This window comes from Shinella sp. 20P9.1.1 (assembly GCF_057798995.1).
The window spans coordinates 373,154-393,766 of sequence record NZ_JBYOLC010000001.1 but is presented as its reverse complement, the minus strand read 5'-3'; the positions used below and the strand labels follow the sequence as shown (position 1 = coordinate 393,766).

At 63.4% G+C, this 20,613-nt stretch carries 21 protein-coding genes; 9 read left to right on the top strand and 12 right to left on the bottom strand.

What is annotated here, in order from left to right; genetic code table 11:
• Positions 1-56: 56 nt before the first annotated feature.
• The 5 genes from AC27VQ_RS01810 to AC27VQ_RS01790 all read left to right on the top strand — a co-directional run bounded on the left by AC27VQ_RS01810 (position 57) and on the right by AC27VQ_RS01790 (position 5,690).
• Complete coding sequence (locus tag AC27VQ_RS01810; protein ID WP_313523698.1) at positions 57-953, top strand: carbohydrate ABC transporter permease; 897 nt, start codon at positions 57-59, stop codon at positions 951-953.
• The gene (locus AC27VQ_RS01805; protein WP_488714957.1) at positions 950-1,765 is read left to right on the top strand and encodes a carbohydrate ABC transporter permease; all 816 of its coding nucleotides are present in this window, start codon (positions 950-952) and stop codon (positions 1,763-1,765) included. Before AC27VQ_RS01810 ends, AC27VQ_RS01805 begins: the two co-directional genes overlap by 4 nt.
• A gap of 10 nt (positions 1,766-1,775) precedes the next feature.
• Positions 1,776-4,022 (top strand): glycoside hydrolase family 2 protein, encoded by a 2,247-nt coding sequence (locus AC27VQ_RS01800; protein WP_488714956.1) that lies wholly within the window; start codon positions 1,776-1,778, stop codon positions 4,020-4,022.
• Between the two features lie 10 nt (positions 4,023-4,032).
• Positions 4,033-5,121, top strand: coding sequence for an ABC transporter ATP-binding protein (locus AC27VQ_RS01795; RefSeq protein WP_488714955.1), 1,089 nt, complete (start codon positions 4,033-4,035; stop codon positions 5,119-5,121).
• A gap of 122 nt (positions 5,122-5,243) precedes the next feature.
• Positions 5,244-5,690 (top strand): pseudoazurin, encoded by a 447-nt coding sequence (locus AC27VQ_RS01790; RefSeq protein ID WP_313523705.1) that lies wholly within the window; start codon positions 5,244-5,246, stop codon positions 5,688-5,690.
• Here AC27VQ_RS01790 and AC27VQ_RS01785 read toward each other — a convergent pair.
• Positions 5,687-6,103, bottom strand: coding sequence for an acyl-CoA thioesterase (locus AC27VQ_RS01785; protein ID WP_488714954.1), 417 nt, complete (start codon positions 6,101-6,103; stop codon positions 5,687-5,689). The genes AC27VQ_RS01790 and AC27VQ_RS01785 overlap by 4 nt on opposite strands.
• A gap of 92 nt (positions 6,104-6,195) precedes the next feature.
• Between AC27VQ_RS01785 and AC27VQ_RS01780 the strand changes: the two genes are divergently transcribed.
• Positions 6,196-7,149, top strand: a complete 954-nt coding sequence (locus AC27VQ_RS01780) for a LysR family transcriptional regulator (RefSeq protein WP_313523709.1) — start codon at positions 6,196-6,198, stop codon at positions 7,147-7,149.
• Here the strand turns inward: AC27VQ_RS01780 and AC27VQ_RS01775 are convergent.
• The 9 genes from AC27VQ_RS01775 to AC27VQ_RS01735 all read right to left on the bottom strand — a co-directional run bounded on the left by AC27VQ_RS01775 (position 7,146) and on the right by AC27VQ_RS01735 (position 14,974).
• Positions 7,146-8,171 carry a histone deacetylase family protein gene (locus tag AC27VQ_RS01775; RefSeq protein WP_488714953.1) on the bottom strand — a complete coding sequence of 342 codons (1,026 nt, stop codon included), beginning with the start codon at positions 8,169-8,171 and terminating at the stop codon, positions 7,146-7,148. The genes AC27VQ_RS01780 and AC27VQ_RS01775 overlap by 4 nt on opposite strands.
• Positions 8,168-8,662, bottom strand: coding sequence for a GNAT family N-acetyltransferase (locus tag AC27VQ_RS01770; RefSeq protein ID WP_488714952.1), 495 nt, complete (start codon positions 8,660-8,662; stop codon positions 8,168-8,170). Before AC27VQ_RS01770 ends, AC27VQ_RS01775 begins: the two co-directional genes overlap by 4 nt.
• A 9-nt stretch (positions 8,663-8,671) precedes the next feature.
• Positions 8,672-9,601, bottom strand: a complete 930-nt coding sequence (kce, locus tag AC27VQ_RS01765) for a 3,5-dioxohexanoate:acetyl-CoA acetone transferase (protein ID WP_488714951.1) — start codon at positions 9,599-9,601, stop codon at positions 8,672-8,674.
• A 10-nt stretch (positions 9,602-9,611) separates the two neighbouring features.
• Positions 9,612-10,982 (bottom strand): aminotransferase family protein, encoded by a 1,371-nt coding sequence (locus AC27VQ_RS01760; protein WP_488714950.1) that lies wholly within the window; start codon positions 10,980-10,982, stop codon positions 9,612-9,614.
• 44 nt (positions 10,983-11,026) lie between these two features.
• A complete protein-coding gene (locus AC27VQ_RS01755) occupies positions 11,027-11,791 on the bottom strand; it encodes an amino acid ABC transporter ATP-binding protein (RefSeq protein WP_488714949.1) in 765 nt (254 codons plus the stop codon).
• A complete protein-coding gene (locus AC27VQ_RS01750) occupies positions 11,788-12,447 on the bottom strand; it encodes an amino acid ABC transporter permease (protein WP_488714948.1) in 660 nt (219 codons plus the stop codon). The genes AC27VQ_RS01755 and AC27VQ_RS01750 overlap by 4 nt, the downstream gene beginning before the upstream one ends.
• A gap of 3 nt (positions 12,448-12,450) precedes the next feature.
• A complete protein-coding gene (locus AC27VQ_RS01745; protein ID WP_488714947.1) occupies positions 12,451-13,101 on the bottom strand; it encodes an amino acid ABC transporter permease in 651 nt (216 codons plus the stop codon).
• A gap of 75 nt (positions 13,102-13,176) precedes the next feature.
• Positions 13,177-13,962: an ABC transporter substrate-binding protein gene (locus AC27VQ_RS01740; RefSeq protein WP_488714946.1), complete on the bottom strand. Its 786-nt coding sequence runs from the start codon at positions 13,960-13,962 to the stop codon at positions 13,177-13,179.
• 94 nt (positions 13,963-14,056) lie between these two features.
• Positions 14,057-14,974 carry a cation diffusion facilitator family transporter gene (locus AC27VQ_RS01735; RefSeq protein ID WP_313523726.1) on the bottom strand — a complete coding sequence of 306 codons (918 nt, stop codon included), beginning with the start codon at positions 14,972-14,974 and terminating at the stop codon, positions 14,057-14,059.
• 283 nt (positions 14,975-15,257) lie between these two features.
• Between AC27VQ_RS01735 and AC27VQ_RS01730 the strand changes: the two genes are divergently transcribed.
• Positions 15,258-15,848 (top strand): ankyrin repeat domain-containing protein, encoded by a 591-nt coding sequence (locus AC27VQ_RS01730; protein ID WP_488715238.1) that lies wholly within the window; start codon positions 15,258-15,260, stop codon positions 15,846-15,848.
• A gap of 79 nt (positions 15,849-15,927) precedes the next feature.
• On the top strand, positions 15,928-16,764 hold the full coding sequence (locus tag AC27VQ_RS01725) for a bifunctional allantoicase/(S)-ureidoglycine aminohydrolase (RefSeq protein ID WP_488714945.1): 837 nt from the start codon (positions 15,928-15,930) through the stop codon (positions 16,762-16,764).
• 51 nt (positions 16,765-16,815) lie between these two features.
• Here AC27VQ_RS01725 and AC27VQ_RS01720 read toward each other — a convergent pair whose 3' ends face one another.
• The gene (locus AC27VQ_RS01720) at positions 16,816-18,012 is read right to left on the bottom strand and encodes a cyanate transporter (protein WP_488714944.1); all 1,197 of its coding nucleotides are present in this window, start codon (positions 18,010-18,012) and stop codon (positions 16,816-16,818) included.
• 131 nt (positions 18,013-18,143) lie between these two features.
• Between AC27VQ_RS01720 and AC27VQ_RS01715 the strand changes: the two genes are divergently transcribed.
• Positions 18,144-19,001, top strand: coding sequence for a LysR family transcriptional regulator (locus AC27VQ_RS01715; RefSeq protein WP_488714943.1), 858 nt, complete (start codon positions 18,144-18,146; stop codon positions 18,999-19,001).
• Here AC27VQ_RS01715 and AC27VQ_RS01710 read toward each other — a convergent pair.
• Positions 18,989-20,500, bottom strand: a complete 1,512-nt coding sequence (locus tag AC27VQ_RS01710; protein WP_488714942.1) for a malonate--CoA ligase — start codon at positions 20,498-20,500, stop codon at positions 18,989-18,991. The genes AC27VQ_RS01715 and AC27VQ_RS01710 overlap by 13 nt on opposite strands.
• Between the last annotated feature and the right edge of the window lie 113 nt (positions 20,501-20,613).

Here is a 20,613-nt window from a genome sequence, read left to right as displayed (position 1 = left end):
TCCCTGTCCTCAGGGCAGGAGGTCCGGTCCTTGTCTCCTGCACACAAGGTCGTCCCATGGCTTCCGGCAAAACAGGCGGATTGAAGCGCTATCACGATCTGAACGGCTGGCTGTTCATCGCCCCGTCCGTCCTGTTGATCGGCGTCTTCCTCGTCTATCCGATCTTCCGCTCACTCTATCTGTCCTTCTTCTCCGGCAAGGGCATGATGATGAAGTTCGCGGGCTTCGGAAACGTCGTCCGTCTGTGGAACGACCCGGTCTTCATCCAGGCACTGACCAACACCGTCACCTTCTTCGTGGTGCAGGTGCCGATCATGATCCTGCTGGCCTTGATGCTGGCGGCCGTGCTCAACAACGACAAGCTGAAGTTCATCGGCTTCTTCCGGACCGCGATCTTCCTGCCCTGCGTCGCCTCGCTCGTCGCCTATTCCGTGCTGTTCAAGAGCATGTTCTCCGTCGACGGCGTGGTGAACCAGGCGCTGATGGCGATCGGCCTGATCGGCTCGCCGATCGGCTGGCTGACGGAGCCCTTTTGGGCCAAGGTTCTGGTCATCCTCGCCATCACCTGGCGCTGGACCGGCTATAACATGATCTTCTATCTCGCGGCCCTCCAGAATATCGACAAGTCGATCTATGAGGCGGCGAGGATCGACGGCGTGCCGGCCTGGGCGCGGTTCGTCTACATCACCGTTCCCATGCTCAAACCCGTGATCCTGTTCACGACGATCATCTCGACCATCGGCACGATCCAGCTGTTTGACGAGGTCTATAACCTCACCGAGGGCAAGGGCGGCCCGGCCAATTCGACCATCACGCTCTCGCTCTACATCTACAACCTCACCTTCCGCTTCATGCCGAGCTTCGGCTATGCGGCGACGATCTCCTATGTGATCGTCATCATGGTGGCGCTGTTCTCCTTCCTCCAGTTCTATGCCGCGAGGGACCGGTCATGAATACCTCGCGTATCCTGGGCACGGCGCTGCAATATGCCTTTCTCGGGCTTGCCGCCTTCCTCTCGATCTTCCCGTTCTTCTGGATGGTGATCAGCGCCTCGAATAAATCGATCGACATCATCGGCGGCAAGACCAGCTTCGGTGATGCGTTTACCACTAACGTGGCGAACTTCTTCACGCAGGTCGATGTGCCACTGGTGTTCTGGAACTCGACCAAGGTCGCGGTGCTCGCCACTGTTCTCACCATCGTCGTCTCCTCGCTTGCCGGCTACGGCTTCGAGATGTTCAAGTCGAAGGCGCGCGAGCGCGTTTACTCGCTGGTGCTTCTCACGCTGATGATCCCCTTCGGCGCGCTGATGATCCCGCTCTTCATGATGATGGCGAAGACCGGCCTCATCAACACGCATATCGCGATCATGCTGCCCACCATCGCGTCGGCCTTCATCATCTTCTACTTCCGCCAGTCGACGAAAGCCTTCCCGACGGAGTTGCGTGACGCGGCCAAGGTGGACGGGCTGAAGGAATGGCAGATCTTCTTCTACATCTACATGCCGGTGATGCGCTCCACCTATGCGGCCGCCTTCGTCATCGTCTTCATGACGAACTGGAACAACTATCTCTGGCCGCTCATCGTTCTCCAGTCGAACGAGACCAAGACGATCACCCTCGTCGTCTCCTCGCTCGCCTCCGCCTACTATCCCGATTACGGCGTGGTCATGATCGGCACGATCCTCGCCACCCTCCCCACCCTCTTCGTCTTCTTCGTCATGCAGCGCCAGTTCGTGCAGGGCATGCTCGGCTCGGTCAAATAGGAATACCCCCATGCGCATTACCGAAAACTTCAATGGCAACTGGCTCTTCCGCCACGGTTTCGACGCCACTCGCGCGGGCGTGGTGCAGGAGGGCGAGACCGTGCGCCTGCCGCACAGCGCCGTCGAGCTGCCCTATAACTATTTCGACGAGACGGAGTACCAGAAGCCCTTCACCTACCAGAAGGTGCTCGACTGGCGGGCGGATTTCGAGGGTCGAGAAGTCTCCCTCGTCTTCGACGCCGCCATGGCCGACAGCGTCGTCTATCTGAATGGCAAGGAGATCATCGCCCACAGGGACGGCTACACGCCCTTCGAGGCACGCCTGACGCCGCATCTAAAGCAGGGCGAAAACCTCATCACCGTGAAGATCGACGGCTCCGAAAACCCGGAAATCCCGCCCTTCGGCGGCCAGATCGACTATCTCTGCTATGCCGGCATCTATCGCGACGTGTGGCTCAAGGTGGCAAGCCCCGTCTCCATCGCCAATGTGAAGATCGAGACGCCGGATGCGCTGGCCGACGCCAAGACCGTCACCGCCCGCGTCTTCCTCGCCAATCCGCAGGGTCTCGCCATCTCCGGCACGCTTGACGCAAAAATCCGCCGCAAGGGCGGCGGCGATGTCGCGGCGACCTCGGTTGCCATCGACGGCAACGAAGCGACCCTGACCTTCTCCGGCCTCACCGGCATCGAGCTCTGGGATATCGACAACCCCGCCCTCTACGCGCTCTCGCTGAAGCTCACCACCGCCCATGGCGAAGACGTGCTGACGCAGCGTTTCGGCTTCCGCACCGCCCAGTTCACGCCGGACGGGTTCCTGCTCAACGGCCGACCGCTGAAGCTGCGCGGCCTCAACCGCCATCAGGCCTGGCCGCATACCGGCTATGCCATGGGCCGGCGCGCGCAGGAGAAGGATGCCGACATCCTGAAACACGACCTCGCCTGCAACATCGTGCGCACCTCGCACTATCCGCAGTCGAAATGGTTCATCGAGCGCTGCGACGAGATCGGCCTGCTCTGCTTCGAGGAAATCCCCGGCTGGCAGCATATCGGCGGCGAGGCTTGGCAGCAGGAATCCATTGCCAATGTCCGCCGCATGATCGAGCGCGATTGGAACCATCCCTCGATCATCATCTGGGGCGTGCGCATCAACGAAAGCCAGGACAACCACGCCTTCTACGCCGAGACGAACCGTCTCGCCCGCGAACTCGACCCGACGCGCCAGACCGGCGGCGTGCGCTTCATCACCAATTCGGAGATGCTCGAAGACGTCTATACGATGAACGACTTCATCCTGGGCCAGGAGGAAATGCCCGGCAACAACCGCGGCCGCGTCGTGCTGCGCGACCGGGTGGAGACGACGGGCATCACCAAGCCGATCCCCTACATGATCACCGAATACAATGGCCACATGTACCCGACCAAGCGCTTCGATCAGGAGCAGCGCCAGGCCGAGCACGTCACCCGCCATCTCCTGATCCTCAACGCTGTCGCCGGCGACAGCGACATTTCCGGCTCCACCGGCTGGTGCATGTTCGACTACAACACGCACAAGGATTTCGGCTCCGGCGACCGCGTCTGCTATCACGGCGTGCTCGACATGTACCGCATCCCGAAATTCGCCGCCTATGCCTATGCCTCGCAGGGCGATCCGAAGGACAAGGTCGTGATGCAGCCCGTGACCTTCTGGGCGCGCGGGGAGCGCAATATCGGCGGCGTGCTGCCGCTGATCATTCTCACCAACTGCGATTATGTCGAGGTGAAGTTCGGCGAATGGCCAGCCAAGCGCGTCTATCCGGATAAGGAAAACTATCCGCATCTGGCGCACCCGCCCGTCGTGCTCGACCTGCGCTCCGTCACGCCGGAGGAATTCGGCACCTGGGGCCGCGTCTGGCGCGAGGGCATCTTCACCGGCTATGTCGACGGCAAGGCGGTGACCACCATGACGCTGCCGGCCGATCCGGTGCCGACGACGCTCGAAGTCGTGGCCGACGACACGGCGCTACGCGCCGGCGAAAAGGACGCGGTGCGCGTCGTCGTGCGCGTGCTCGACCAGTGCGGCAACCTCTTACCCTATTTCGAGGAACCGGTATCGCTTGTGCTCTCCGGCCCCGGCCGCATCATCGGCCCGACCGAGCACACGCTGAAAGGCGGCGCAACCGGCTTCTGGGTGGAGGCCGGCGACGAGAAGGCCAAGCTCTACCTGACCGTCTCGACACGCCGCCTGCTGCCCCAGTCCATCACCTTCACCGTCAGCTGAGGTTTAGCCCATGGCCGATGTTCGCCTTACCGACATTCGCAAGCGTTTCGGCTCCCTTGAGATCATCAAGGGTGTCGACCTCTCGATCACGACAGGGGAATTCGTCGTCTTCGTCGGCCCCTCGGGCTGCGGAAAATCGACGCTGCTGCGCATGATCGCCGGCCTGGAAGACATCACCTCCGGCGAACTGACCATCGGCGGCACCGTCATGAACGATGTCGATCCGTCGAAGCGCGGCATCGCCATGGTCTTCCAGTCCTATGCGCTCTATCCGCATATGACGGTGCGCGAGAACATGGGCTTCGCGCTGAAATTCGCAGGCATGGCGAAAGAGGAGATCGAGCGGCGCGTCAACGACGCCGCCCGCATCCTCGAACTTGGGCCGCTGATGGAGCGCAAGCCCAAGGCGCTTTCCGGCGGCCAGCGCCAGCGCGTCGCCATCGGCCGCGCCATCGTGCGCAATCCCGATGTCTTCCTCTTCGACGAACCGCTGTCGAACCTCGACGCGGAGCTGCGCGTGCATATGCGCGTGGAAATCGCCAAGCTGCACAGGGCGCTGAAATCGACCATCATCTACGTAACGCACGACCAGGTGGAGGCGATGACGCTCGCCGACAAGATCGTCGTGCTGCGCGCCGGCATCGTCGAGCAGGTGGGTGCGCCGCTCGATCTCTACGACGATCCCGACAACACGTTCGTCGCCGGCTTCATCGGCTCGCCGCGCATGAACTTTTTGAAGGCCCGCGTGGTCGCCGCCGACGCCGGATATGTCACGGTATCGCTGGTAAACCAGCCCGAGGTCAAACTCAGCCTTCCCATCCAATCGGCCACCGCAAAACCCGGTGACGCGGTCAGCCTCGGCGTTCGGCCTGAGCATTTCCTGCCGGCCGGAAACGGCGATGTGGATCTGGTGCTCGATGTCGACGTGGCCGAGCATCTCGGCAATACCAGCTATGTCTATGCCAATGTCTCGCCGGAGGAGCGCATCATCGTCGAGCATGAAGGGTCCCGTGGGGCCGATAGCCGCGACCGGCTGACCGTCGGCCTCTCCGCTGCGAAGTCGTTCCTCTTCGACAGCGCAGGCGCCCGCATCCGCTGACGCCTGCGACAGCTCGCCACGCCGCATCGCCGTCTTGTTTGACCAAAGTCAAAGAAGGCGGCCCCTCGCGGGCCTATCTCTTGCGCATGAACGATTGACGTTCGTCAGCAAGGAGAATTCCAGTGCGTATCATGGCAAAGAGCATCGTCGGCGCAGCAGCAGTCCTTTTCGCGCTCGCCCTTCCCGCCGGTGCGGCAGATTTTGAAGTGCACATGCTCAACAAGGGTGCCGAGGGCGCCATGGTGTTCGAGCCCGCCTTCGTGAAGGTCGCCCCCGGCGACACGGTCACTTTCATCCCCACCGACAAGGGCCACAATGTCGAGACGATCAAGGACTTCATCCCCGACGGCGCGGAAGCCTTCAAGAGCAAGATGAACGAGACCTACAAGGTCACCTTCGACAAGCCCGGCGCCTATGGCGTGAAGTGCACGCCGCATGTCGGCATGGGCATGGTGGGTCTTGTCGTCGTCGGCGATGCGCCGGCCAACCTCGACACCGTCAAGACCGGCAAGCTGCCGAAGAAGGCCCGCGAACGCCTCGATGCCGCCATCGCGGCCGCCGGTCTCTAGGAAGGCTCGACGAGATTGCCGGCTGCAGCGACGATTGCGGCCGACAACGGCAGGGACTGGCGCGCGGCAAGATCGAAATAGACCGAGACGGCGAGGAGTTCCGCGCAGAACGCCCCATCCGCCTTGTTCGTCAGCGTGTGCCTTGTGGTGAGCGATGTGTGCCCCACCTTGACCACAGAAGACTGGATTTCGAACAGGCTGCCGACCGGCAACTCCTGCCGGAAATCGATCTCGTAGCGGCGATCCGCCCAGCCTTCCCTGCGATCCTTGATCCAATCCGCGGAATAGCCGGCCGCCGCCATCAGGTGCCAGAGCGACTGGTCGAAGGCGGCGATATAGTATTGCACGTTCATGTGCCCCATCGCGTCGCATTGCGCGGGATAGACCACGCCCTGATAGGTCAGAAGCGGCACGGCAAACCTCCTTTGTCCGTCACGGGACTTTGATGCCGGATCGCACCATGCAATAGCTTTTCCCGAGAGCATAGTTTTGGGGAATGATGCGCATGGCCCGGCAAAGACGGCGTTTCGTCTGGGAAATCGACTGGAACCTGCTGCGGACCTTCATGGTGATCGTGCAGGAGCGCGGGCTGACGGCGGCCGGCGAAAAGCTTTCGTTGAAGCAGCCGACGGTCAGCAATGCGCTGAAACGGCTCGAAACCCACATGGACAGCCGGCTGATCGAGCGCAACGCCTCGCATTTCGCCGTAACGCCGGCCGGCCAGCGGCTCTACAGCGAATGCGTCGCGCTGTTCGACATCGTCTCCGGACTGCCGCAGCAGATGGAGGAACAGCCGGGCGACCTGACCGGGCATATCGAGATCGCGCTCGCCAGCCATGTCGTCTGCCCGATCCTCGACGAGGCGCTGGCCGCCTACCACCGCGCCTTTCCGCAGGTCACGCTGTCGCTTTCCGTCGCCTCCAGCAACGATGTGGTGGCCGCGGTGCTGAACCGCGACGTCTGCTTCGGCATCTGCCTGATGCAGGAGCGCCATCCGCGGCTGGAATATGACGTGCTGTTCCGCGAAACCTTCGGCTACTTCTGCGGCAAGCGACATCCGCTGTTCGGCGTGAAAGACCTGCCGATCTCGGCCCTGCGGCAGGAGCCCTATGTCTCCTTCAAGACGGACCAGATGTCCGGCGCGCTCTGGCCGGTGGCACTCTTGCGCCAGCAGGAGGGTTTCGAGGGCCAGACCGTCGGCACCTCCTCGAACCTTGAGGAGGTCAAGCGACTGATCATCGCCGGTTTCGGCTTCGGACCGCTGCCGATCCATGTCGTGGAGGAGGACGTGCGCGCCGGCCGCCTCTGGCGGCTGCCGCCTTACGAGAACACGCCCGTCATTGACGTGCATGTCGTCTATGACGGTGCGGCCCGCCGCAGCCGCGCCGAAAACCTGCTGCTGGCGGAATTGCGCCAGGCGATTGCGACGATCCCCTTCGAGCAACGGACCTACCTTTAAGCCGTCGCGCCGAAACCGGTAAGAAAGGCCGTCAGATTGTCGCCGAGTTCGTCGCAAAGATAACCGCCCTCCTGCACCATGACCGATGGAAGGCGGAGCTTTGCGATCGCCTCGGCGATGCGGGCGAAGCCGGGCGTCGAGACCGAGAGGCCGCCGAACGGGTCCTTCTCGAAGGCATCGAGGCCGAGCGCCACGACCAGCGCATCCGGCGAAAACGCCTCGATACGCCGGATCGCCGCGGCGAGCGCTTCGAGATAGACGGCATCGCCGGATTTGCGGGCGAGCGGAAGGTTGAAATTGTAGCCGAGGCCAAGCCCCTCGCCGCGCTCGTCCGCATGGCCCCAGAAGAACGGATAGAAGCGCACTGGATCGGCATGGATCGACACGGTCAGCACATCGGCGCGCTCGTAGAACATGCCCTGTGTGCCGTTGCCATGGTGCAGGTCGACATCGAGGATGGCGACGCGTTTTGCCTGTTGCAGCAGATGTTGCGCGGCGATGCCGGAATTGTTGAAGAAGCAAAAACCGCCGGCAACGTCACGAAAGGCATGATGCCCCGGCGGGCGGCAGAGGGCGTAAGACCACGCGTCGCCGGCCATGACGGCTTCGACCGCAGAGACTGCGGTGGAGGCGCTCCAGCAGGCGCTTTCCCAGGTGTGTTCGGAGATCGGGCAGGACGTATCGGCCATATGGTAGCCGGCCTGGCCGACGGCGGAGGCAGGATAGCTGCCGGTGCGGGCGATGGGATGGATGTTGGGGATGACCTCAGCCGACGCGCCCTCGATATATTGCCAGCGCTCATAGATGCGGCGCAGGAAATCGAGGTATTCCGGCGTGTGCACGGCCGAGACCGGGCCGAGACCATGGTCTTTCGGCCGCAGAATCTCCATGCCCGCCACCCTGGCGCCGGACAGCAGACGCTCGACACGCTCCGGCTGTTCCGGGTTCGGCTGCGGTGCGCCACTCGACAGGAAGAAGCTCGGATTGTGGCGCTTCTGTTCCTCGGCAAAAAAGGTCTTCATGTCTTGTCCTCACCGGCGAAGGCATCGAAATCTGCGCCCTTGATCATGTGGATCAGCTCATCGCGCGAATGGCGGATGCCGATACGGTCGTAAAAGGCCTGCGCCCTCGGATTTTCCACGTCGACGGAGAGCCGCAGATAGCGTGCCCCCTTCTCCCGGCCGCGCCTTGCGACGGCGTGCAGAAGGCGCTCGCCGATGCGCCGGCCACGAAAGGCGTCAGTGACGAAGAGGTCCTGCACATAGATGCCCGGCGTGCCCATCCAGGTCGAAAAGCTCGGGAAGGTGAGGCAGAGGCCGGCGAAGGCGTCCCCCGCTTCCGCAATCAGCACCTCGAAGGCCGGCGCGACGCCAAAGCCGTGATGCCTGATATCCTCGACCGTCGAAACGAATTTCGGCCCCGCCTTCATACCCTCGGCCATCAAGCGCAAAGCCGCGTGAATGGTCTCGGCATCATCGATGGCGGCGGATCGGATCCGGATATCGTCCTGCATGGTGTCTCCTCAGAATGCGACGCGATCGCCGCCTTTGAGGCCGAGCATAGCGCGCGCCTCGTCGGGCGTCGCGACCTCAAGCGACAGACTTTCGAGGATCGCGCGGATGCGGCGCACCTGCACGGCATTGGAGGTGGCAAGCTCGCGCCCGTCGAACAGGCTGTCCTCCAGCCCGACGCGCACGCTGCCTCCCAGAGTCGCGGCCATGGTGATCATCGGCGTCTGCTTGCGGCCAGCGGCCAGCACGGAGAAGCGGTAGTCATCGCCGAACAGCTTGTCTGCTATGCGCTTCATGTGCATGAGGTTCTCTGGATCGGCGCCGATGCCGCCGAGAATGCCGAGCACGAACTGGATGAAGGGCGTGCCCGGTATCAGGCCGCGGTCGCAGAAATGCGCGAGCGTGTATAGATGCCCGACATCGTAGCATTCGAACTCGAAGCGCGTGCCGCAGCCCTCGCCGAGCCGCTTCAGGATCGTCTCGATGTCGCCGAACGTGTTGCGGAAGATCGTGTTGCGCGTCGCCTCCAGAAGCTCCGGCTCCCAGGCATGCTGCCATTCGCGCGGGCGGTCCAGCATGGGGTAGAGACCGAAATTCATCGAGCCCATGTTGAGCGAGCACATTTCCGGCTCGGCCGCCAACGCCGCCGCCGTCCTGTCCTCCAACGTCATCAAGGAGGAGCCGCCGGTGGTGATGTTGATCACCGCATCGCTCGCCTGCTTGATGACGGGCAGGAAGCGCATGAAAACCTTGGGGTCGGCCGTCGGTCGGCCGTTTTCCGGGTCGCGGGCATGCAGATGCAGGATGGACGCCCCGGCCTCGGCCGCTTCGATGGCCTGCGCTGCGATGTCTTCCGGCTTGTAGGGCAGGTGCGGCGACATGGAGGGCGTGTGCACCGAGCCCGTCACGGCGCAGGTGATGATAACCTTTCTGGATTTCATGGCCCGCCCCTTATTTCCGCACCGGCAGCGACAGTTCGCCGGCAAGCTGCGCCAGCGTAGCGTCGAGGATGGTGACGATCTCGCCGACCTGTTCTTCCGTCGTGATCATCGGCGGGCAGACGAGGAAATGGTCGCCCTCCACGCCGCCGCGCGTGCGGCGGGAATAGATGATCAGGCCGCGCTCATAGGCGATGTCGACGACGCGCTGGTGCGCATCGAGCGCCTTGGGCAGCGGCGCCATGGTCTCGCGGTCGGAAACGAATTCGGCGGCGAGCAGCAGGCCCTTGCCGCGCACGTCGCCGATGAAGGGGTAGCGTTCCGCCAGTCCTTCAAGCTCGGCCTTCATCAGGTCGCCGATGCGGCTGGCGTTGCCGAGCAGATCCTGCCGCTCGATCTCGTCGAGCACGGCAAGGCCGGCGGCGCAGGCGAGCGGATTGCCGGCATAGGTATAGCCATGCGCGAAGCCGCCGCGGTCGAGCACCGGCTTGACCAGCTTCGAATGGGCGATCATCGCGCCGAGCGGGCAATAGCCGGCGCCGAGGCCCTTGGAAAGGGCGATGATGTCAGGCCGGCAGTTCCAGTGATCGCCGCCAAGATAGCGGCCGGTGCGGCCCGCCCCGCTCATCACCTCGTCATGGATCAGCAGGATGCCGTATTTGTCGCAGATCTCGCGGATGCGCGGATAGTAGCTGTCGGGTGCTACCAGCGCACCGGTGGAGGCGCCGCCGATCGGCTCCATGATGAAGGCGAGCACGCTTTCGGCCCCCTCCTCCAGGATTTTCTCCTCGAGCATGTCGGCATAACGCAGCCCGCGCTCTTCCATCGAAAAATTGTCGCGGTCGAGATAGGCGGTCGGCGCCTTGATGTTCGGCATGTCGCGCAGCATCGGCAGGAAGGGCTTTTTCAGCGCGTCGTAGCCGGTGACGGCGAGCGCGCCGAGCGTCGAGCCGTGATAGGAGGGGAAGCGCGAGATGACCTTCCAGCGCTCAGGCTGGTCGGTGGCGAGCGCCCATTGCCGGGCAAGTTTCAGGCAGGATTCCACCGCTTCGGAACCGCCGGAGACGAAGAACACCCGGTCAAGCCCCTCGGGCATATGGCCGGCGAGCCGGCGTGCCAGATCTTCCGCGGGCTGGTTTTCGAAATGCAGGCGATAGGCGAAGGTCGCCTTGTCCATCTGCCGCTTCATAGCGTCGAGCACGTTGCGGTTGGAATGGCCGATATTAACGACCATCGCGCCGCTTGAACCGTCGATGACCTTACGGCCATGCTCGTCCCAGATGTAGATGCCCTCGGCGCGGTCGGCGAGCGGCCGGCGCATGCGGGACTGGTAGAAGAGATGCGATGCCGGGCGTTCACCGGGCGCAGTCGATTGCTGGCTCATGATCGATCCATTGAAGAAGACAAAATTGAGCGGCCGGAGACAGTCTAGCCGTTGAGGAACTTCTTGAGGAAGCTGCGGGTGCGTTCCTGCACCGGATTTCGGAAGAGATCGTCGGGCTTTCCCTCCTCGACGACCGCGCCGTCCGCCATGAAGATCACCCGGTCGGCGACCTCGGCGGCAAAGCGCATTTCGTGGGTGACGATCACCATGGTCATGTGCTCGGCCGCGAGTTGCTTCATGACGAGGTTCACCTCGTCCACCAACTCCGGATCGAGCGCCGAGGTCGCCTCGTCGAACAGCATCACCTTCGGCTGCATGGCGAGCGCCCGGGCGATGGCGACACGCTGCTTCTGCCCGCCGGAAAGGCGCGCCGGGAAGGCATCGATCTTGTCGGCAAGGCCCACCTTGTCGAGCATCTTGAGCGCCAATGCGCGGGCATCCGCCTTCGCCATGCGCTTCAGCTTCATCGGCGCGATGGCGATGTTTTCCGCCACGCTCAGATGCGGGAAGAGGTTAAAATGCTGGAAAACCATGCCCATCTGCTGGCGCACGCTGTTGATGTGCTTTTCGAAGGCCCGGCGGGAGAGCGTCTGGTTGACCTGAACGCCATCCAGCCAAACCTCGCCGCCGTCGAGCGTTTCGAGATGGTTGATCGAGCGCAGCAGCGTGCTCTTGCCCGAACCGCTCGGGCCGATCACGGCGACGATCTGGCCGCGCGCCACGCTGAAATCGATGCCCTTCAGCACCTCCAGCGGCCCGAAGAATTTGCGCGCGCCGCGCACCTCGATCATCGGACGGACATCGGTCATCGCGAAAGCTCCACTTTCCGTTCGATCCCCCGGAGGACCGCTTCGAGAATGAGATTGAGGACGTAATAGAGGGCAGCAGCCGTCAGGTAGAATTCGAAGGGCCGGTAAGTCTCGCTGATGACGAGCTGGGCGCTGTGAACGAGCTCTGCGATGCCGATCATCGAGACGATCGAGCTTTCCTTGAGCAGCGCGATCATCATGTTGCCGACGGCCGGCACCGTGTTGCGCAGCGCCTGCGGCACGACGATGTAGAGCCGCGTCTGCCAGGCGCCGAAGCCGAGCGAACGCGCCGCCTCCGTCTGCCCCTTGTCCAGCGAGGCGATGCCGGCGCGAAAAATGTCGGCATTGTAAACGGCGAAATGCAGGCTGAGGCCGATGATGCCGGACCAGAGGGCGGGAATATCGATGCCGATCTGCACGAGGCCGAAATAGATGAGGAACAACTGCAACAGCAGCGGCGTGCCCATGAAGAGCCACATGAAGAGGCGCACGGGATAGCGCACCACGGGCGACGCATAGAGCACGATGAGGGCAAAGCCCATGCCGGCGACGATGCTGAAAAGCGCGGAGACGGCGGAGATGACGACCGTCCACCACAGGCCCTTGCCGATCAGCGGCAGGTATTCCGGTACGATGCTGAAATCGAGACCCTGCATGGCTTACGCCTCCTCGGCATAGGCGCGGTCGAGCCAGTCGATGACGAGCGTCAGGCCATAGACCATGATCATGTAGAGCACTGCCGTCACCGCGAAGATCTCGAAAGGTTTGTAGGTGGAGCCGATGAAGCGCTGCGCCGTATAGGTGAGCTCCACGACCGAGATGGTGGCGACGAGCGCCGTGCCCTTGACCAGCGCCACGGCATTGACGCCGAGGGGACGGATCATCAGCTTGGCGGCCTGCGGTAGCACGATCCAGCGCATGGATTGTCCCTCGCCGAAGCCGAGCGACCGCGCCGCCTCCATCTGCCCACGATCGACCGAGAGCACGCCGCCCCGGATCGATTCCGCCATGTAAGCCGCGATGTTGAGGCCGAGCGCGATGGCGCCCGCCGCGAAGGGTTCGAGCTGGATGCCGAGCTGTGGCCCACCGAAATAGAGCAGGAATATCTGGAGAAGTGCCGGCGTGCCGCGGAAGACGCTGACATAGGCAGCCCCGATGAAGCGCAACACCGAGAGATGCGAAAGCCGCAGGCCCGCGATCAGCGCTGCCACGGCAAGGCCGAGGACCAGCGAAAGCAGCGAAATCTGAACGGTTGTCCAGGCCGCCTGGACGAAGACAGGGATGATGCGGCCGATGAGAGCGATGTCCATTCCCGGATCCTCGGCAGTCGGTCAGGCCGCCGGCGGGTTTTCCCGCCGGCCAGCCGTCTCAGGATGCGAAAACGATCAGCGGATGTCCGAGCCGATCCACTTCATGGCGATAGCCTCATAGGTGCCATCGGCCATCATGTCGTCGAGCGCTTTCTGCATGGCGGCCTTCAGTTCGGGATTGCCCTTGCGGATGGCGATGCCGATCTTGTCTTCGGTGCCCGCAAATTCCGGCACGTCGAGCTTGGTGAACTTCTCGCCGGTTTCCTTGATGGCGATCGACACCGGAACGGCATCGACGATCATCGCCTGAATACGGCCGGCCTTCAGTTCCAGGAAGAGTTCCGGCAGGCCCTTGTAGGTGCGGATTTCCCAGCCGCCGCGCTCGCGGGCCCACTTCTCGTGGGTTTCGCCGAGCGTCACACCGATGGTCTTGTCCTTGAGGTCGTCGATCGACTTGACCTCAGAGCCATCCAGCACGAAGACGCCGCGGCCGGACTTGTAATAGGGGCCGACGAAATCGACGGCCTTTTCACGCTCGGGCGTAATGGTCATGCTGCCGATGACCGAATCGTACTTGCCGGCGAGCAGGCCGGCGATGATGCCGTCCCAGGCAGTGCTGAGGCCGGTGCCCTTCACGCCGAGGCGCTTGGCGATCTCGTTGCCGATATCGACGTCGAAGCCGACGGTCTGGTTGCTGTCGTCGACGAAACTGAAGGGCGGGTAAGCGCCGCTGTTGGCGAACTTGAATTCACCGGCGACCTTGATGGTTTCCAAGTCGTCGGCGCTCGCCGCATAAGGCGTCGCGAGAACGGAGAGAGCAAGGCCCGCGGCCGTGGCGAAGGATAGAAGGCTTTTGAGCATGTCGTTCCCCTTGGTTGGCTGAGAGGAAGATCGGACAGGACCATGCATTACACAAATAGATAGTCACAATACCAAGCATTCCGCAAAGGAATGATCAGTCCGCCCATTCCGGATCGGTCGTGAAAGCGATGGTGAGCCATCGATCCGGGCCTTCATCGCCGATGGCGATGCCGATTTCGTTACGGATCTGGTCCCAATCCTGCAGCTTCTGCGCTGGGAAGTTTTCCGGTACGATGAAATAGAGTTCGATCTGCCGGCCGCGGCCGACACGGGCGACATAAGCGCGGTAGGACAGAAAACCATGTTTCTCCACGATCGCCTTTGCGATCGCATCGACATGACCTTTCAGGTCCGAGGGCGTGACGAGCAGGATGTCGGCCAGCGCCTGGCGGATCGTGCCGGCTGGAATAGGAATGATGACGAGGCAGACGAGCGCCAGCGCCACCGGGTCGATATAGGGCGACAGCCATTCGTGCTCCGTGCCTTGGATGAAGTAGCCTATGACGAAGGCGACAAGCAGCGCGCTGGTCAGCCCCGCCGACATGATCCAGGCCTTGGCGTCGAGCGCCACGAAATCCGACTGGATGGTGCGGTTCGCGCGTGTACCGACGATTGCCATGACGACGGTGACGATAATGGTGAGCACGGCATAGATGATCGCCTGGTCGAAATCGAGCGGCCGGCCGCCATCCATGATGGAACCGATGGCGTTGATCAGGGCGTAGATGGCAGCGCCCGTCAGCATGATGCCGTTCAAGCCGAGCACCATCGGCTCCAGATGCCAGAAGCCCATGGTGAAATGCTTGACGAAACGCCCGCTGCCAGAAGCCGAGGCGGCGATGAGATTGGAGACCAGCAGGGCGACCACGGTCATGACCGCATCCGTCAGCGCATAGACGCCGTCGAAAACGATGGCGAAGGAGCCCGAGAGAATGCCGAACAGGATGCCGACGCCGGCCAGCACGATGGTGACCGCAATCGAAATGCGCAACAGCCCCTGTTCCGTCTGCATGGTTCAGTCCTTTCCGTGTTCCCGGTGTTTCCTGCTTATAGAGCACTTGCCGGAAAGCTGGCTACCGGCCTTCTGGAGGAGATATCGAGCGAGCGCGCCGATCATCGACAAATTCCATCTTCTGCATGATAGGGATTTATACATTTAATTTTTAAATGGCGCGCGCGCCTGTTAATTTTGCCGGCGTAACCCCATGGGATGGCGCATGCTGAAATTCTCCCTGCTGTCGGCCTGGCTCTTCCTCGCAGCCCTCTCCTCTTCCCTTCTTGCCGCCGGTGATGCCATGGACCTTCAATTGCACAAGGCGGCAGCCGCCAATGATGTGGCCGCAATCGAGGCTCTGCTCGGCAAAGGTGCCGACATCGACGCGCGCGACGGCAGCGGCGCCACCGCCCTTCTCGTCGCCACCCACGCCAACAATGTGGATGCCGCCCGCGCGCTGATCGAGGCCGGGGCTGACGTCAACGCCAAGGACGGCATCGAGGACAGCCCCTATCTCTATGCCGGCGCGCGCGGCCATCTGGACATCCTGAAACTGACGCTCGCATATGGCGCCGATCTCAAGAGCATCAACCGCTACGGCGGCACCGCGCTTATCCCCGCCTCCGAGCGCGGCCATGTCGAGACGGTCGATACCCTCATCAAGGCCGGCGTGAATGTGGACCATATCAACCGGCTCGGCTGGACGGCGCTTCTCGAGGCCGTCATCCTCGGCGACGGCGGCCGGCGGCATGTCGAGATCGTCGACCTGCTGATCAAGGCCGGCGCGAATGTGAACCTTGCGGACAATGACGGCGTGACGCCGCTGCAGCATGCGCGCGGGCGCGGCTATAGCGAGATCGTCGCGCTTCTCGAAAAGGCTAGGGCTAAGTAACGCTCCCCAAAAACGGCGCGGCGGAAAAGGCTGCGTTCATAAAAAATCGGAAACACTCACAGCAAAAGGGCCTGAGACGATGCAACGAAGCTACTATTCCTCCCTCGGCGGCCATCCGCCGCAGAGCGACCTCCTGACCGGCCGCGCCGTCTTCACCGAGGCCTATGCGGTGCTGCCCAAGGGCACGATGCAGGACATCGTCACCAGCTTCCTGCCCTTCTGGGACAACACGCGGCTCTGGGTCATCGCTCGCCCGCTCTCCGGCTTTGCCGAGACCTTTTCGCAATATGTCATGGAAGTGGCGCCTGATGGCGGCAGCGACAATCCGGAGCAGGACCCGGATGCCGAAGGCGTGCTTTTCGTCGTCGACGGCACGGTGGAACTGACGATCCCGACCGGCACGCACACGCTGGAACCGGGCGGCTATGCCTTCCTGCCGCCGGGCCTGAAATGGTCGCTGCGCAACCGCTCGGGGGCGCACGCGCGCTTCCATTGGATCCGCAAGTCCTATGAGGCCGTCGAAGGCCTGCCGCATCCCGAGCCGCTGATCCTCAACGAAAAGGACATCAAGCCGTCGGAAATGCCCGGCACGAATGGCGGCTGGGCAACGACCCGCTTCGTCGATCCGAACGACCTGCGCCACGACATGCATGTGACCATCGTCACGCTGATGCCCGGCGCCGTCATTCCCTTCGCCGAAACCCATGTCATGGAGCATGGTCTCTACGTATTGCAGGGCAAGGCGGTCTATCGCCTGAACCAGGACTGGGTGGAAGTGGAAGCCGGCGACTTCATGTGGCTGCGCGCCTTCTGCCCGCAGGCCTGCTATGCCGGCGGCCCCGGCCCGTTCCGCTACCTGCTCTACAAGGACGTCAACCGCCATGCGGCGCTGAAGCCGTTCGGCGGCCGTCGCTAAACGTTAGCAGTTCCGTTAAAGCTCGCGCGCTACCGGCGCGGGCTTTTTCGTTCAACCGGCGGAGGGCATCGCCACCGTGTAATGGCGCGGGTCGAAGCGCAGATAGAGCAGCGCCGTCACCAGCACGCAGCCGAAATGCAGCAGCCAGCCGGCCGCGAAGCCGCCCGTCCAGTCATGCAGCAGGGCGACCGCATAGGGGCCGAGTGCTGCGATGAGGAACCCGCCGCCCTGCATGAGGGCGGCCAGCGCGCCCGCCTGTTCGGGTCGCGGCAGATGATCGAGCGCGGTGACGATGGCAAGCGAGAAGCTGCCGCCGAGACCGGCACCGCAAAGCCCCGCCCAAACAGCGGGTGCCGCGCCCGGCAGGTTGGCCAGTCCGAAGAAACCGATGAGCTGAAAGGCGATGGTCAGCCACAGCCAGCGGCGGCGGTCGATATTGCCACGCGCCAGCGTCGGCAGGCCAAGGGCGGCCATCGCCTGGCAGGCGGCCATGATCGCCACGAGACCGCTGCTGTCGGCGCTCGTCCAGCCCTGCGCCTGATAATAGGGGGCCAGCCAGGCGATCATCGAGGAATAACCGGCATTGACAAGGCCGAAGGCGGCCATCAGCACCCAGGTGCGCGGCCGCGCCAAAAGCTTGCGCGTAAGCGTGCCGTCCGGGCGGCTCGCCTTGGTGTCGGAGAGGATGCTCCAGGCCGCGGCAAGCGCGATGGCGACCGGAACGGCCAGCCAGGCAAGCGCCATGCGCCAGGAATAGCCCGCATGGGTGAGAACCGGCATCAGCCGCGCACCGAAGGCGCCGCCCGCCATGATCATCGCGGAATAGAGCCCGGTCACGACGGGCACGCTCGTCGGAAAGCGCGCCTTGATGATGCCGGGAAAGGCAGCCTGGATGAAGGCGACGCCGATGCCGCAGAGCCCGGCCGTCGCAATCAGCGCAACACCGCTGCCGGCATAGAAACGGAGCGCCGAGCCGGCAAGAAGAATGGCGAGTGCTGCGAGCAGGCCCCGTCGCGTGCCGATGCGCAGCTGCAACCCCGGTGCGATGAAGGCACCGACACCCATCAGGAACATCGGCAGCAGCGTCAGGAGCGACAGCCCGCCAAGTCCGAGGCCGGTATCCGCCACGATCTCATTGAGAATCGGGGCGGGCGCGGCGATGAAGGGCCGAAGGTTGAGAGCGACAAGGACGACCAGCCCGAGCATTGCCCAATCGCGAGCCGGGCGCGGTTGCGTGGTATCTGCCATGGTTCGACTTTCTGCTGATGCCGGGCGGCTCGCGGACTCGCGCCACCCTTCCGACATCGCTACCATTCGCTTGAATCATGCGCAAATTACATGTTTAGATACCCATCATTCCGATTTTCGATGGAGGTATCGTGCTCGATCCGCGCCTGCTCCGGGCCTTCGTGGCGGTCGCCGATGCCGGCAGCTTCACGGCCGCCGCCGACCGCCTGCACATGACCCAGTCGACGATGAGCCAGCAGATCGCCCGTCTCGAAGAGGCGATCGGCCGCGACCTCGTCGACCGCGCCGCCCGCCCCGTGCGCCTGACGGTGACGGGCGAGCGCCTGCTCGGCCATGCAAGGCGCATCCTCACGCTCCAGAGCGAAGCGCTGACGCTGGTGGCCGAGACATCCGGAACGACCTCGGTGCGCATCGGCATGCCCGACGATATCGCGACCCCCGAAATGGCCCGCGTCTTCGCCGGCTTCACCAAGCGCCACAAGGAAGCTCGGCTCGACGTCACCACCGGCCTGCGCTCCGACCTGACGCGACGCTATAGGGCCGGCGAACTCGACATCGTGGTCTTGAAGGAGGATACGCCGAACGCCGACGCCTGGGCGAGCTTCGCCGAACCCATCGCCTGGTACGCGGCCATGGATGCGGCAAACGACCTTCCCGATCCCGTCCCCCTCGTCACCTTCCCGCCCGGCGGTCTCTATCGCGACGCGATGTTCGAGCGGCTGGAACGGGAGCGGCGACGCTGGTACGTCGCCTTCACCTCCGCCAGCCTGCGCAACGTGCTGATGGCCATCGAAGCCGGGCTCGGCCTCTCCCTGCTGCCGGTCGATGCCGCGAAAGGGTGGCGGATCAAGCCGCTGGCCGATTTCGCGCCGGAACCGCCCGTCGTCGCCTCGCTCTACTCGTGGGAGCGAAACGGCATCGTCGGCGAGCTTGCAACCGAGGTGCTCGACATCCTGCGGCGGCATTTCGCCTACGATCAGGCCTTGTAGAGATCCTCGTAGGTCTGGCGCAGCACGTTCTTCTGCACCTTGCCCATCGTGTTGCGCGGCAGGTCATCGACGAAGAGCACGCGTTTGGGCTGTTTGTAGCGCGCCAGCCGGTCCTTCAGGCCGTCCAGAACCGCCTTTTCATCGAGCGCGGCATCCTTCGAAAGCACCACCACCGCCGTCACGCCCTCGCCGAAATCCGGATGCGGCACGCCGATGACCGCGCTCTCGATGACGCCGGGCATGGCGTCGATCTCGGTCTCCACTTCCTTCGGATAGATGTTGTAGCCGCCCGAAATGACGAGGTCCTTGCCGCGGCCGACGATATGCACATAACCGCGCGCGTCGATCTTGCCGAGATCGCCGGTGATGAAGAAACCGTCGGCGCGAAACTCCGCCGCCGTCTTTTCCGGCATGCGCCAGTAGCCCTTGAAAACGTTCGGCCCCTTGACCTCGATCATGCCCGTCTCGCCATCCGGCACCGGCGCGCCGCTCTCCGGATCGCTGACCCGCAGCGAAACGCCGGGCAGCGGGAAGCCCACCGTGCCGGCGATGCGGTCGCCGTCATAGGGGTTTGATGTATTCATATTCGTCTCGGTCATGCCGTAGCGTTCGAGCAGGGCATGGCCGGTCTTTTCCGAAAAGGCCCGATGGGTTTCCGCCAGAAGCGGCGCGGAACCGGAAACGAAGAGGCGCATCTTCGCGGTCGCCTCGCGGGTCAGGCCGGCATGCTGCACGAGCCGGACATAGAAGGTCGGCACGCCCATCATGACCGTCGCCGTGTCCATCAGCTTCAAGGCTTCGTCGGCATCGAACTTCGGCAGTAGATACATCGACGCGCCTGATAGCAGCGTGACGTTCGACGCGACGAAGAGACCGTGCGTGTGAAAGATCGGCAGGGCATGGATCAGCCGGTCTTCGCTGCTGAAACGCCAATAGTCGCGCAACGTCAGCGCATTCGAAAGCAGGTTGTCATGCGTCAGCATCGCGCCCTTGGAGCGGCCGGTCGTGCCCGATGTGTAGAGGATCGCCGCCAGATCATCCGGCCCGCGCTCGACATCGGCGAATTCAGGGCTCTCGTCCGCTGCCCGCTCGGTGAGACTCCCGTGGCCGGCGGCATCGAGCGTCTCGACGCGGCTGCCATGGGCCTTGGCGATCGCCTCGACACCCTCGCGCGTTTTCGGCCCTACGACCACGAGCGCTGGTTCGGCGTCGCCGATGAAATAATCGAGTTCCGCCAGCGTGTAGGCGGTGTTCAGCGGCAGATAGACCGCGCCCGCCCTGACGCAGGCGAGATAGAGCATCAGCGCCTCCGGGCTCTTTTCCACCTGCACCGCGACACGATCGCCCGGCCGCACGCCGAGCGTGCGAAGCGTGCCCGCCAGCCGGCCGGAAAGCGCGATCATGTCGCCATAGGTCCATCGCCGGCCATCGGCCGTCTCGATGAAAACGGCTTGCGGCTTTGCGATCGCCCGGATCGCGTCGAAAAGATGATTGCCCATGGATGCGCCCTCTCCCTGCTGCCTATACCTTGTCACATCGGGCGCGGCGCGCGCCAGTGGGAACGGTGATCGCAAAAGCGCGGTCCCCAGGGCTGAAAGATTTTTTGGAACAA

What these genes read in the sequence shown, in the direction of transcription:
- AC27VQ_RS01810 (WP_313523698.1), top strand. Translation starts at nt 57, where the DNA reads ATGGCTTCCGGCAAAACAGGCGGATTGAAGCGCTATCACGATCTGAAC.
- AC27VQ_RS01805 (WP_488714957.1), top strand. Translation starts at nt 950, where the DNA reads ATGAATACCTCGCGTATCCTGGGCACGGCGCTGCAATATGCCTTTCTC.
- AC27VQ_RS01800 (WP_488714956.1), top strand. Translation starts at nt 1,776, where the DNA reads ATGCGCATTACCGAAAACTTCAATGGCAACTGGCTCTTCCGCCACGGT.
- AC27VQ_RS01795 (WP_488714955.1), top strand. Translation starts at nt 4,033, where the DNA reads ATGGCCGATGTTCGCCTTACCGACATTCGCAAGCGTTTCGGCTCCCTT.
- AC27VQ_RS01780 (WP_313523709.1), top strand. Translation starts at nt 6,196, where the DNA reads ATGGCCCGGCAAAGACGGCGTTTCGTCTGGGAAATCGACTGGAACCTG.
- AC27VQ_RS01775 (WP_488714953.1), bottom strand. Translation starts at nt 8,171, where the DNA reads ATGAAGACCTTTTTTGCCGAGGAACAGAAGCGCCACAATCCGAGCTTC.
- AC27VQ_RS01770 (WP_488714952.1), bottom strand. Translation starts at nt 8,662, where the DNA reads ATGCAGGACGATATCCGGATCCGATCCGCCGCCATCGATGATGCCGAG.
- kce (WP_488714951.1), bottom strand. Translation starts at nt 9,601, where the DNA reads ATGAAATCCAGAAAGGTTATCATCACCTGCGCCGTGACGGGCTCGGTG.
- AC27VQ_RS01760 (WP_488714950.1), bottom strand. Translation starts at nt 10,982, where the DNA reads ATGAGCCAGCAATCGACTGCGCCCGGTGAACGCCCGGCATCGCATCTC.
- AC27VQ_RS01755 (WP_488714949.1), bottom strand. Translation starts at nt 11,791, where the DNA reads ATGACCGATGTCCGTCCGATGATCGAGGTGCGCGGCGCGCGCAAATTC.
- AC27VQ_RS01750 (WP_488714948.1), bottom strand. Translation starts at nt 12,447, where the DNA reads ATGCAGGGTCTCGATTTCAGCATCGTACCGGAATACCTGCCGCTGATC.
- AC27VQ_RS01745 (WP_488714947.1), bottom strand. Translation starts at nt 13,101, where the DNA reads ATGGACATCGCTCTCATCGGCCGCATCATCCCTGTCTTCGTCCAGGCG.
- AC27VQ_RS01740 (WP_488714946.1), bottom strand. Translation starts at nt 13,962, where the DNA reads ATGCTCAAAAGCCTTCTATCCTTCGCCACGGCCGCGGGCCTTGCTCTC.
- AC27VQ_RS01735 (WP_313523726.1), bottom strand. Translation starts at nt 14,974, where the DNA reads ATGCAGACGGAACAGGGGCTGTTGCGCATTTCGATTGCGGTCACCATC.
- AC27VQ_RS01730 (WP_488715238.1), top strand. Translation starts at nt 15,258, where the DNA reads ATGGACCTTCAATTGCACAAGGCGGCAGCCGCCAATGATGTGGCCGCA.
- AC27VQ_RS01725 (WP_488714945.1), top strand. Translation starts at nt 15,928, where the DNA reads ATGCAACGAAGCTACTATTCCTCCCTCGGCGGCCATCCGCCGCAGAGC.
- AC27VQ_RS01720 (WP_488714944.1), bottom strand. Translation starts at nt 18,012, where the DNA reads ATGGCAGATACCACGCAACCGCGCCCGGCTCGCGATTGGGCAATGCTC.
- AC27VQ_RS01710 (WP_488714942.1), bottom strand. Translation starts at nt 20,500, where the DNA reads ATGGGCAATCATCTTTTCGACGCGATCCGGGCGATCGCAAAGCCGCAA.